We start from the raw sequence: 13,430 nt of genomic DNA, 5'->3' as shown, positions 1-13,430 counted from the left end.
CACGGCAACCATAACCCCGTGAGGACACTCGCGTGTGTCGAATTTTTGAAGGCATCTGTCATTCTGTGGGCAGTTTGGCACAGGTACTGCTTAACGGTCTCTCATGTACCGGCAGTTGCGCAGTTACGTTGCATTGTCCGGCTATTTCGCCGGACATGACGGTTAAATGACTGTTGAGATGCCGCACTTGTTTGATTTTATGTGTGTTTTGAGGAGCCTTTCCGTATCTCTGTAAACGCTGCAATGTGTTGATTTGTCGTATTTTTCCCCTTGTTTTTTTAAGTAAGATGCGTTAATTTGTTCCGCCTGTGATGTGTTTTTGACATCGCTGTATATTGAATTGTGTATTTGTATTGTTAACCCGCCAGTGTGAAGAATCATTGAAAGGAGGACTTTGCGCTTTGAACAGGTCGAGGATTATCACCATTTTCCCGCAGATTCTGATGTGCCTGTGGGGGGTAGCCGTCATGCTGACGGCCGGTCCGGGAATTGTCCGGGATGCCCAGGCTCTTACCGCAACCGACTGCACGACGTGCCACACCGGGAGCACCTACGGCTCTATTCCCCAGCAACACCATGCGGTAGCCAGCAGCAAGGGCATCACCTGCCTCCAGTGCCACCGGGCGATCCCCGACGGATCGGGCGGATTCACCATCGAGGTGATCACCGACTGTATCGTCTGCCACGGCCAAGTGGACCACGCTGCGGCCCACAACATGGTTGCCACCGCGGCCGATTGCGCCCAGTGCCACACCCAGACCCCCGTGGCCGAGCACCTGAGCAGAACGTCGTCCTGCTCCACCTGCCATTCCAGCACGGCTCCCGCGGTGCAGAAGGCCATCACCGACGGCCGGGCCGGCGTCATGGTCAATTGTATCACCTGCCACGGCGCGGTGAACCACATTGTCCAGCATGACAGGGCATTCCCCTCTCCCGACTGCGTGCAGTGCCACGCCCAAGGGGTCGTCTTCGAACACCTGAACCGGACCTCCACCTGCGCCACCTGTCACGCCAGCACCCAGCCCGCGGTGCAGAAAGCCATCGCCGACGGCCGGGCCGGCATCGCCGTGTACTGTGTTACCTGCCACGGCACGGTGAACCACGTGCTTCAGCACGACAAGGTTTCCACGCCGGCGGATTGCTCCGGCTGCCACAATCAGGGGCCGGTCCAGGAGCACACCAACCGGACCTCCACCTGCGCCACCTGCCACAACAGTTCCAGCACCACGGTGCAGCAGACGATCACCCTCGGCCGGACCGGCACCATGGTTTCCTGCGCCAACTGTCACGGCGCCGTGAACCACATCCAGCAACACGACAAGGCCATGGCCAATGCCGACTGTGCCCAGTGCCACAACCTGGGGGTGGTGAACGAGCACCTTTCGCGGGCTTCAACCTGCGCCACCTGCCACTCGAGCGCCGCTCCCGCGGTCCAGCAGGCCATTGCCGCCGGCAAGGCGGGCACCACGGTCTACTGCTCCAACTGCCACGCGAACGTGAACCACGTCCAGCAGCACGACAAGGTGACCACCCCTGCCGATTGCGCCTCGTGCCATGGCCAGGGCGTGGTGTACGAGCACACGAACCGCTCTTCCACCTGCGCCACCTGCCACAACAGCACCAACGCCGCGGTGCAGAAGACGATAAGCGACGGCCGCGCCGGGATCACGGTCTCCTGCGCCAGCTGCCACGGGGCGGTTAACCACGTGGCCCAGCACGATCAGGCGCTTGCCTCTCCGGCCTGTGCCCAGTGCCACACCAAGAGCGTGCTCGACGAGCACCTGACCCGCACGTCTACCTGCGCCACCTGCCACTCCAGCAGCAGCACGGCGGTCCAGCAGGCCATTGCCGCGGGGCGGAGCGGCCAGGCGGTCTCCTGCGTGGACTGCCACGGCCAGGTGACCCACCAGAGCGCCCACGACGGCAAGGTGCTGGTCCCGTACGGCGACTGCAGCTCCTGTCATATTCCGAACCTGGTTGAGCTGCACGCTGTGAAGGGCTTTCAGTGCGCGGCCTGCCACGCCAGCGATAACGCGTCGGTGACGGCGGCGGTGCAGAAGGGGCTGGGCGGCACGCTCGTCTATTGTGCTGACTGCCACAGCGCCATCGGCGGCTTCGGCAACCACGCCGGGCAGCACGACATGGTGGGACTGCCCGCCCCCAACTGCGGCCAGTGCCATTCGGACAACGCGGTGACAGCCCATGAGAAGGCCGCCACACCGGTCTACTGCAACGGCTGCCATACGAGCACCAATGAGCTGTACGTCAAGACCATCAGCGACGGCATGGCTGGAATCCAGCAGAACTGCCGCAGTTGCCACACCATGATCCACGGCGGCGCCAACCGGGGCCCTTCGGCCAACGCGGGGGCTGACCGGACCGTTACCGTCGGCCAGGCCATCACCTTCTCCGGTTCGGGCTCCAGCGATCCTGACGGAAGTATCGTGGGGTATGTGTGGAACTTCGGCGACGGCACCACGGGAAGCGGGGTGAGCGTCACCAAAACCTACACCACGGCAGGCACCTACACGGTGACCCTTACCGTGACCGACAACAGCGGCGACACGGCCAGCGACACGGCGGTGGTGACGGTTCAGAGCCAGGCGGGCAGCAGTTCGGTGTTTGCGGACCAGGTGCTGTACCTGCAGCGGCTGAGCAGCGTCACCTCCTCTGACAGCAACAGCAACGACCTGACCTCGAAGTTCCGCGACAGCAACCTTGCAGACCGGTATCTGCTGCAGTACAAGAGTGGCGAGAACTACGTCATCGCCATGAAGCTGAACCGCGACGCCCTGACCGCAAGCAAGGTAGTGCTGCGGCTGTATGTCTCCTCCATCAGTTCGTCGCGGACGCTGCGCATCTATCCGTACCAGTCCAACGGCACATCGGTGAACAGCTACTACTCGGTGAGCTACAGCACGAGCAGCGCCGGCTGGAAAGATATCGACGTCACCTCCATCGCGCAGCGGATGAACGGCTACGGCTGGATGAAGTTCCGTGTCACCACCACCTCGAGCAGCCTCTATGTTGCCGAGGGGGCCTTCCTGGTGCAGTAGCGGGGAGGCGAGACGTGAACCACATCCAACTGACCGATCAATGGAGGAGCCCTATGAAACGCATAGTCATGACATTCGCAGCACTGCTCGCCATGGCCGTTCCGGCCATGGCGGGGCATGTGGCCGCGGTGGGGCAGGGGACCTGCTCCTTCTGTCACAAGAACAACCTGATCACGCAACACGGCGGCTTTGCGGCCACCGTCTGCCAGACCTGTCACAACAGTACGAACCAGGATGTAATGGACACCATCACCGCCGGTGTGGCGGGCCAGCAGTATGCCTGCTCCAATTGCCACGGCGCCCAGTCCCACCTGGACAAGCACGGCGACTACGTCGCCAACTTCAGCCAGTACAACGGGGTCCAGCCGAATGCTACGGCGGCGTGGACCTCGCCGACCGGGTACACGGCCGTGCAGCCTGCGACCAAGGAGTACCAGCTGTGCTATAAGTGTCACTCCACCTATGCGTTCTCCGCCACCAACGGCGTGAGCGCCATCGTCGGCCCGTCGGGCAAGCCCTTTACCGACAAGGCCCGGGAGTTCAACCCGGCCAACGCGTCGGCCCACCCGGTCCAGGTGCCCCTCAACAGCCAGACCGGCTCCGCCGCGCCGCGGGCTCTGCGGGCAAACCAGATGAAGGCACCCTGGACCGCCGTCGGCACCCAGGTGATGAAGTGCAGCGACTGTCACACCCCCGGCTCGACCGGTAAGTCCATGCTGATTACCGGCACCACCTGGCCCGCGCGCTCCGACGGCAAGCTCTGGACCTTGGGAGACGTGCGTAACAACACCGGCAACTGGCAGACCACCCTGTTCTGCGCCAAGTGTCACCCCCTCAAGGGAAGTGGCGGCTCCAGCGGCTGGTACAACAACGTTCACAGCGAAAGCGACCACGAGAACAATGTGGCCTGTGTCGCGTGCCATTCGGTGAGTCCGCACGGCCTGAACCACGGCCGGTTCATCGGCTACAACTCCGACCCCGCGCCCTATGCCTATATCGATTCCACCGGCAAGAAGGCGCAGGTCATGACGAACTTCAGGAAGGCATCGTCGCCGACCTCCTACGGGGAGGGGAACTGCACCGCCCTCACCAGTGCCTGCGACGAGCACAGGTAGTGGAAGACGTGGCCGGCAGCCGTCATTGGCTGCCGGTCGTTTTCCGGTCCTGGCGGGCTGCATGACCGGGTGCTCATCGCGGGTGTTTTCTTGAATGGTTGGGCCCGATCCGCGTCCGGGCATCCGGTGATTTCGCCGATGAAGACGCCAAGAGCCGGTTAGGCAACAATAATTGTTGTCTTGTTGCTTTTTTGTTTGAATTTTGATATCCGGTAAACATATCCGAAATAATAAATAGATAGCTGGATAGCCGATAAGACTAAACCATCCGCGAGGGTGGGGCGGAAAGCCCAGGGTCTCAAGGAGATGGCCGGGATGCCGAAGTATCTGATGATATGAGGCTCCCGGCTTTTTATTTTTTCTGTGCCATTTCTGCTGGTTGGCTTGTTTGTTGCATAAATAAAACGCAAAAGTAACAAAATAAATACTGGATACACGATAAGACTAAACCGTCCGCGAGGGCGGGGCGGAAAGCCTAGGGTCTCCTAGAGACAGCCGGGATGCCGAATTATCCGAAGGATAAGTGGCCCCGGCTTTTCTGCGCCCGCTGGACGGCGGGAAGCGGCAGACGCGGGGCGCCGGGAGGCTCGGGTGATGGTTGGTACGGTCCGGAAGCTGTTGGCGGCGGTAGTTGTCATTGTTGGTGCCCAAGCGGTCGGCATTGCGGGCGGCCTGGCGGCAACCCCGCCGCAGGTGACACCATTGCCGTCAGTGACGGACGGTCTCCGGTCTCCGGTCCGTCTCGCCACAGACTCTTCCGGCAACCTGTATGTCACCGATTCCCGGGGCGGCGGTATCGTGCGCTTCACCTCCACCGGCCGTTTCGACCGGTTGATCCCCACTGCCAAGGCGCCCCAGGGGGTTGCACTTACCGCGACGGGAAACCTGGTGGTGAGCCAGGGCGATTTTGTGGCCCTCATGGACCAGACCGGGAAAGAGTTGCGCCGTCTGGGTTCCGGCACGGGACAATTCAAGATGGCCAACGGTGTTGTTCTGGATGCGGCAGGCAGGATTTACGTAACAGACAGTCTGGGTAACTGCGTCCAGGTATTCACTGCCACGGGTGACTACCTGAGCCGTTTCGGAACGGCCGGCTTTGGCAGTGGCCAGTTCAATATGCCGACCGGCATTGCCTACGAGAAGATTTCCGGTCAGTTGGCCGTTGTCGACTCGCTGAACGGACGCATTCAGTTTTTTGACACAAACGGCATCTTTCAGCGGACCCTTTGTTCCTTCGGGTCCGGCCCCCTCAAACTCACGTTGCCCCAGGGCATCACCTTCGAGTATTCGGCCGGCGCAACCCCCACGCTGCTCAGAATGTACGTGGTCGACTCCTTCCAGAGCACCGTCCAGGTGATCGACCCGGCAGGAAGCGGCGCGTTCCTCGCGTTCATCGGTTCCTACGGCGCCGGCACCGGCCTGTTGAACGCACCCTCCGATGCCCTGTTCGATGCCGCGGGCAGTCGGCTCGTGGTGGCCAACGGCGCCGGCGACATGGTGCTGTACGGCATCGGCGCAGGCTATCTGCCGGTGGATACGACTCCGCCGGCGATCACCCTTGATCCGCTACCCGTGTCGACCCTGACCGCCTCGCTGGCCGTGGGCGGGTCCGTAGAGGCCGGGGCCACGGTGACGGTGTCGGTAAACGGCGGGGTCGCCAAGCCGGCCGTGACGAGCGGCTCGGGCTGGAGCGCCACTGTCGCCCTTACTCCCGGTCTCAACAGTATTACGGTGCAGGCCGTTGACGCGGCTGGCAATATTGCCACCGTCGGCGGGTCGGTGGTGCTGACTGTGACCAATACGTTCTTCTCCATCGGCCCCGTCCCGCCCCTGCTGAACACCACCAGCGTCACCCTGACCGGTTCCCGCGCCGCCGGCGTGTCCCTTGCGATTCTCAACGGGACGACGGGAGCAACCGCCGCCGTCACCTATCCCACTTCCTCCACCTGGCGCAGTGTGCTGAGCGGCCTCGCCGAGGGCGCCAACCTCATAACCCTCTCAACGGGTGGCGCCTCAGAAAGCCTGGTGGTGACCGTGGATACCCGCGCGCCGCAGTTGGTGGTCTCCACCCTCGCCAATGGAAGCCGGAGCGGGGTCAGGGTCCACAACGTGACCATCGCCGCCGTTGATCCTCACCTCCAGGGCGTTACGGTCAACGGCAAGGCTGTGACGCTGCTGAACGGTAGTGCCAGTATGCCGCTGGTCCTTGCCAACGGCGTCACCACGCTAACGGTCACGGCCACTGACCAGGCCGGCAACAGCGTAACCGACGGCCGCAGCGTTACCTTTGATCCGGCTGCGCCCGAACTGGCGGTGGTTGCGCCCTCCGATGGCAGCCGCACGAGGACGCCCGTTGTGGAGGTTGCCGGCACCGCCCCGGCCGGCGTCACCGTGACGGTGAACGGCGTAGTCGCCACGGTGAGCGATACGGGCTGGAGCAGGCGGGTGACTCTCGCCCCTGGCCTGAACACCATCGAGATCGGCGTTGCCGCCTCGTCGGGAGCCACGGCGCGCCTCAAACGCACGGTCTTTTACGATGCCGACGCACCCCAGGCGGTAATCGTCTCGCCGGCCGAAGACCTGGCAACCGTTGCCGAAAGCATCGTCATCTCGGGTGCCGTGGAAGATGGTGTAACCCTCTCTGCCACCGTGGACGGGGCTGCCGTGCCGGTTACCCTGACCGGCAGCGCCTTCAGCCTTACGGTGCCGGCGGGGCTCGAAGGGGCCCATGCCGTGACCGTGACCGCTACCGACGCAACCGGTGCCTCTGCCAGCACCACCCGCAACCTGGTGGTCGACCGGACTCCGCCGTTGCTGCTCATCGCCGGTCAGACCTCGCCGCCGCCGGCCGTCCTTGCCGGCACCGCCGGCCGGGATGCCACGGTGATGGTAAGCGATCGGTCCGGCACTCTCGGCCTGTTCGCCTCCTCCGATGGGGCCTGGAGCATCAATCTCGCCGGTACGCCCCATGACCCGGCGACCCTGCGGATTACCGCCACCGACGCTGCCGGCAACGTCACGGCGCGGAGCCTGTCTGCCCCCGTGCCGACAGGTGATGTGAACAGCGATGGCACGGTAACCATCGCAGACGTCCTGCGGGTTCTCAGGATCGCGGTAGGGGCCGTGGCGCCGACCGCCGACGACTACGCCGCAGCCGACGTGGGCCCCCTGGTCAACGGCATAGTTCGCCCCGACGGGAAGATTGACCTGCAGGATGCTATACTGATTCTGCGTAAGTCCATCGGCGTTCAAACCTGGTAGGGGGATCGCTATGAACAGGTGTGATCTTGGCAACCTTCGCCCCCGGCGGCAGTCGTTCGTTGAGAAACTGATGCAGGCCGGTGTCGTGGCGCTGGCCGCGACACTGGTTCTGGTCGCGGCTGCCCGGGCCATTGATCCTCCCCACGGCGCGGTCAGCGGCTTTACCTGTTCCACCTGCCACTCCTCCCATCTCTCCCTGGGGAGCACCGGCTACAACAACATCTGTCTTTCCTGCCACCGGCCCGGCGTACCCTTGGGTGGGAACCGCCCCCTCACCATGAACGACATGGCCAACCCCTTCGGCACGTACACGGGAGCCCGCCGCGGCATCATCTACCAGAATTCCCATGCCTGGACCGGTTCCGACACGGTGCTTCCCGCCGGCGCCCTGCCGCCGCTCTCGGCGGGGCTCACGGCCGGCGCGACGACTGGCGCGCTCTCCTGCACCCGCTGCCACGATCCCCACAACAACACCTATCCCCCCTACCTGCGGGGGGCCAACGATCAGGATCAACTTTGCCTGGACTGCCACCGGGTACGCAATACGTCGGACCACACGCGGGGGACCCACCCGGTGAACGTGAACTACGGGGCCGCAGCGGCAAAAGACCCCGCCGGGTTCCATCCGGCGCCGGTCAATGCCAATCCGGCCAACCCCACGGCCGCCATGAAGCTCGCGAACGGCGCGGTCCTCTGCTCCACCTGCCACGGGGTCCACTACGCCGACTCCAACAGCGCCACCTTCGACAACCATTCGGGGCACGGCACGCTGACCCCGTCGGCCGGGTTTCTCCTGCGGACCGACCTGAGGGGCGCCACTGCCGCGTCGGTCAACATCTGCACCAACTGCCACCGGCTGCCGAACCACGGGGCCAAGGGGCAGAACATCCAGTGCGCCGACTGTCACGGCGGCCACGTGGACCTGGCGGACGGCACCGTGCCCAACGTCTTCCTGGTGAACCGCTACATCAACGCCTCGTCCTCGTTCGGAGCCGTGCGCGGCAGGATGGTGTTCCTCCAGTACACCGCGGCAGCCCGCCGTATCTACAAGAATCCGGCCGGCACCGGCATCTGCCAGGCATGCCACCCTGTCCCCACCGGCGGCAGCTATCCGGCGGAGCACGCACTCGCCACGGGCACTGCGGCCGACTGCGCGGCCTGCCACTCTCACGGGAATGGTACCGGTGCCTTCTCCGCTGCCGGCGCCAGCTGCACCTCTTGTCACGGCAATCCTCCCCGGAGCTCAGCCACGGGCGGTCCTGACGGCGCCGCGGCCGGCTATGCGGTCACCGGCGTCAGCGAGGCGGCCACCCCCCACCGGCGCCACGCGGGAGGTGGGTCCGACTACGGTTACGGCTGTGCCCAGTGCCACCAGGGGAACAGCCACAACACCGGCACGTTCCAGGATGTTTTCAGGAATACGGCAGGTCTCGTGGCGGCCATGGCCGGCGCCGCACCGGCTTACAACTCAGCTTCGCGCACCTGTTCCGCCATCTACTGTCACAGTGACGGCGCCCCGCGCAACAGCGCGCTCACGCCGGTCCTGGCCCTGAAACCGGTGCCGGCCTGGACCAACGGTTCTGGTACCATCACCGGCTGCGCATCGTGCCACGCGGCACAGCCCGCCACCAACGCCCACGCCGCACACCTGGCCAAAGGGTACGGCTGTGCCCTCTGTCATGCGGCAACCGTGAGCGACAACGTCACCATATCCGACCGGAGCCGACACGCCGACGGCGTGAAAACGGTTTCCTTCAGCGCGACGAACCCGCTGGCCGCCGGCACTTCCTGGAACGCGGCCACCGCATCCTGCTCCGCCAGCCGGTGCCATTCCAGCGGCACCTCGGGGAGCGCCGGGGCGCCGGTCACGACGCCGGTCTGGACCAATCCCGCCACGGGCACCTGCGGCTCCTGCCACGCCACGTCGCCCGCCATCGCGGCGACCAGCAGCCAGACCATTGCCACGGGCCTTCACACCACCCACTTCTCGGCTGCTTACGGGGTCAAGCTCGGTACCTCGCTCACCGCCTGCCAGAAGTGCCATGACTACACAACGGCCAAGCACGTGAACGGCTCTGTCGATCTCCTGGCTTCTGCCTGTACCGGCTGCCATCCCCAGGGCGCTTCCTGGACGGTCGCGACGCGGTTCGCCTGCACCAGCTGTCACGCCGCCGTCCCCTCGATCATCAATGGCGTGGCTGCTCCTTACAAGGCCCGCTACGCGGTGAGCGGCCATGGACAGCCCGCCGCCACCTATGCCGCCAGCCGCGCCTGCGAAAGCTGCCATAACCCCGATGCGCCCCACATCTCCGGCGTTTCGGGGGATGCAACACGGCTCACCCTTCCCAACAACAATACCCTTTGTGCCTCCTGCCATGGCGATGCGGCCAAGGTTCCGACCGCGGCCAAGCGTAACCTTGCCACGCACGTGACTGCCAAGGGCGGGGCGGCAACGAGCCTCTGTTCGAGCTGCCACGACGTTCACGGCACCACCAACCTGGCCATGATCAGGACGGTCATCGGTGGCAAGGCCATCAGCTTCAGCAACCTGTCCAGCGGGTTTGTGAAGACAGTGTCCCCCTATGACGGCCTTTGTCAGGTCTGCCACACCGCCACCGGCCACTTCCGTGCCGGCCAGGCCCTGGATGGGCATCCCACCAAGAATTGTCTCTCCTGCCACTCCCATCAGGGGAGCTACGCCTTCCAACCGGTGGGAGGCGGTGCCTGCGACTCGTGCCACGGCTACCCGCCAGTGCCGGCCGGGTTTGTTACCGGCGCGGGCAACTACGCGGCCGGCAAGCCCGAAGACTACGCCGGGGGCGGTGGCGCCCACGTGGTGGCCAGGCACGTGCCGAAGACGGCTTCGCCGGTGGAGGGCTGGGCCAACTGCACCCCGTGCCACGGCAACGGTTCCCTTTCTCCGGCTACCCACACCATGGTCCTGCCGGTTACGCCAAGCAAGGTAACCATCGACCCGAGCGACCGGTACAAGTTCAACCATGCCCTGCCGCTGGGGGGTCAGCAGTACTCGGGCAAGCTTCTGGACAGCGGCGCCAACGCCACCGGCAGCTGCTTCAATGTCCGGTGCCACTTCAAGCCCTCAAAGAAGTGGAGCACGACGAAATAACAGGCCTGGCGCCGCAGGGTTGTCCGGCAGTCTGGCCGGTCGAAAGCGAGCCGACCGAGCCACGGAGATGACGCAATGGACGTGAATGGAAGGAGTACTGCAGTGAGAAGGATCGTTTCGACGGTAGCGGCGCTGGCACTGGCGCTCGTTCTCGGCGGCCATGCCCGGGCCGCCTCCACCTGTACTGACTGCCACGGCATGCCCCCCATCGATGCGGCCTACCGCAACATCACCACCGGCGGGTTCAAGGGGAGTCACCAGACCCACCAGCCGGCCACGGCCACCGACTGTGCCGTCTGCCACGCCGGCAGCGCCACCTTCGCCACGGACCACATGAACGAGAAGGTGGAGCTCTCCTCCAACATCAATGCATCTCCCCTGGCGGCGACTTACAGCAAGGGGGTCTTCTTCAACCAGACCTCCAATCCGGTCATGGGGACCTGCTCCAACGTCAACTGCCATTTCGAGAAGACCACCCCCACCTGGGCGGGAGCCAAGCTCGTCTCCCCCACGGACTGCGGCGTCTGCCACGGCTCGGCCCCTGCCACCGGCAGCCACCCGTCGCTTCTGGCCGCCGGCAAGAAGCACGGCGACTACTACGGCACCGGCACCGGTTCCTGCGTCAAGTGCCACCCGGATCACACGGTGGAGGCCAAGCCCTTTGCCCATGCCACGAGCGCCGGCAAGCGCCCCCTGTCGCTCCGCTTCACCGCGGCCCCCAACAACGGCGGTACCTACTCCAAGACGGCCAATCTTACCTATCCCAACTACCTTCCGAGCCGCAATCCCGCGCGGGACGGTTCATGCTCCGCCATGTACTGCCACAGCGACGGCAACGGCGGCGCAGCCAGGGCCACCGCCACCTGGGGCGGGACGCTTGCTGCCGACTGTACCGGCTGCCACGGGGGCAACGCCGCTTCGGCCGCTCCCATCATCACCGGGCTCCACGCCCAGCACGTGGACGCCGCAGCGGTCCTCGGAACCACCATCGAATGCGCCCGCTGCCACAACGGACCGGTCAGCGCCGGCAATGACCGTGCGGTTACCGGTGTGGCTGCCCACGTTGACGGCGTCAAAACGGTCGCCTTTGTGGGGGGCGGCACCTGGAATGCCACCGCCAAAACCTGTTCCGCCACTACCTGTCACTCCTCGGGCAAGGCCACGGCTCCCCAGCCGCCAACCCCCGCTTGGACCGGTGCGGCCATGGGGTGCAACGGCTGCCACGGTATCGTCGGCGGCACCTTCACGAGCATCGCCGGCGAGCCCAACTACGCCAACGCGGGCGCCGGCCTCCCCCTGGCCAACAGCCACCGCAAGCACGTGGTCATCGCCGCCGACTGCGGCGTCTGCCACGCCAATACCTCCACCACCGGAACTGCCATCAAAGCCGGCTCGACGATTCATACCAACGGCGTTATCAACGTGAACTTCAATACCCAGGCCGGCGCCACCGCCACCTGGGCCGCGTCCACCAAGACCTGCTCCAATATTTCGTGCCACGGCACCGCCAATCCGGTCTGGGGCGGAACCCTGCCGGCCGATTGTACGGGCTGCCACGGTGGCGGCGTAACGAGCGCTGCACCCATCGCCACCCTCAATCACCCGACCCACCTCTCCCGCGCCTATGGTCCCGGGAACTACCTGGGGACGGCCACGGCCGCCTGCCAGAGCTGCCACGACTACAGCGCCACCCAGCCCGACGCGAAGCACGCCGACGGCACTGTCCAGGTCCTGAACGCCGCGGGCAGCGCCTGCGTCAAATGCCACCCCGGTGCGCTCCCCGCCTGGACCAGCACCACCCGCATCGCCTGCACCTCGTGCCATGCGGCGACTCCGTCGGTTCTCGCCAACGGCGTGGCCGCCCCCTACAAGGCCAACTACGCTACCAGGGGCCACGGTCAGGCGGCCGTCACCTACAACGCCAGTCGTGCCTGCGAGAGCTGCCACGACGCCAATGGCGCCCATATTTCCGGTGTCCTGGGCGATGCCGTGCGGCTCGCGCTCCCCAACGACAACACCCAGTGCGCCTCGTGCCATAATGACCCGGCCAAGGTGCCGACCCCCAACGAGCAGAACGTGCTTTCCCATGTGACCGTCGCCGGGGGCGCGGCCACGAGCCTCTGCAAATCGTGCCACGATCCCCACGGCACCACGAACCTGGCCATGGTCCGCACCTCCATCGGAGGCAAGACCATCACCTTCACCAACCTGTCCAGCGGATTCGTGAAGACCGTGGCTCCCTATGACGGACTCTGCCAGGTGTGCCACACCGCCACCGGCCACTTCCGCTCCGGTCAGGCAATGGACGGACACCCGACCAAAAACTGCCTCTCCTGCCACGGTCACAAGGGTGGCGCCTACGCCTTCGCGCCGGCCACCGCCTGCGACTCGTGCCACGGCTACCCGCCGGTCCCGGCCGGGTTCGTCACCGGCACGGGCAACTACGCGGCCGGCAAGCCTGAAGACTATGCGGGGGGGGGCGGCGCTCACGTAGTGGCCAAACACGTTCCCAAAACCGCAGTCCCGGCGGAGGGTTGGGCCAACTGCACCATGTGTCACGGCAACGGCGCGCTCAACCCGGCCACCCACCAGATGGCCCTGCCGGTAATCCCGAGCAAGATCACCGTGGATGTCCGCGACCGGCTCAAGTTCAACCATAGTCTGCCGCTCGGACCCCAGCAGTACGACGGCAAGCTTCTTGACGGCGGTGCCAACGCCACCGGCAGCTGCTTCAACGTGAACTGCCACTTCAAGCCGTCCAGGAAGTGGAGCACCTCCAGGTAGAAAACTTCGCCACCGGCCGGAGGGAACATTTCCCCCGGCCCGGCATCCGGACAATGTTCTGCTACACTTGAGGGAATGTCCGTTTCA

The 13,430-nt window shown here is 65.0% G+C and carries 5 protein-coding genes and 2 riboswitches; all 5 genes read left to right on the top strand.

Going from position 1 to position 13,430, the window contains the following annotated elements; genetic code table 11:
• Positions 1–401 precede the first annotated feature (401 nt).
• The 5 genes from GS_RS14525 to GS_RS14505 all read left to right on the top strand — a co-directional run bounded on the left by GS_RS14525 (position 402) and on the right by GS_RS14505 (position 13,343).
• Entirely contained in the window at positions 402–3,056 is a 2,655-nt protein-coding gene (locus tag GS_RS14525; protein WP_010943516.1) for a PKD domain-containing protein, read from the top strand.
• Positions 3,057–3,109: 53 nt separating this feature from the next.
• Complete coding sequence (locus GS_RS14520; protein ID WP_010943515.1) at positions 3,110–4,171, top strand: cytochrome c; 1,062 nt, start codon at positions 3,110–3,112, stop codon at positions 4,169–4,171.
• 248 nt (positions 4,172–4,419) lie between these two features.
• Positions 4,420–4,494, top strand: a riboswitch (cyclic di-GMP riboswitch).
• 110 nt (positions 4,495–4,604) lie between these two features.
• Positions 4,605–4,679: riboswitch (cyclic di-GMP riboswitch) on the top strand.
• Between the two features lie 86 nt (positions 4,680–4,765).
• Positions 4,766–7,432, top strand: a complete 2,667-nt coding sequence (locus GS_RS14515) for a 6-bladed beta-propeller (protein ID WP_010943514.1) — start codon at positions 4,766–4,768, stop codon at positions 7,430–7,432.
• 10 nt (positions 7,433–7,442) lie between these two features.
• Positions 7,443–10,559, top strand: a complete 3,117-nt coding sequence (locus GS_RS14510; protein WP_235044907.1) for a cytochrome c3 family protein — start codon at positions 7,443–7,445, stop codon at positions 10,557–10,559.
• 102 nt (positions 10,560–10,661) lie between these two features.
• Positions 10,662–13,343, top strand: coding sequence for a CxxxxCH/CxxCH domain c-type cytochrome (locus tag GS_RS14505; RefSeq protein WP_235044906.1), 2,682 nt, complete (start codon positions 10,662–10,664; stop codon positions 13,341–13,343).
• Positions 13,344–13,430: the final 87 nt, after the last annotated feature.

The organism is Geobacter sulfurreducens PCA (assembly GCF_000007985.2).
Classification (GTDB): Bacteria; Desulfobacterota; Desulfuromonadia; order Geobacterales; family Geobacteraceae; genus Geobacter; species Geobacter sulfurreducens.
The sequence above is the reverse complement of the archived record's forward strand: the minus strand, read 5'-3'. Positions and strand labels throughout refer to the sequence as shown.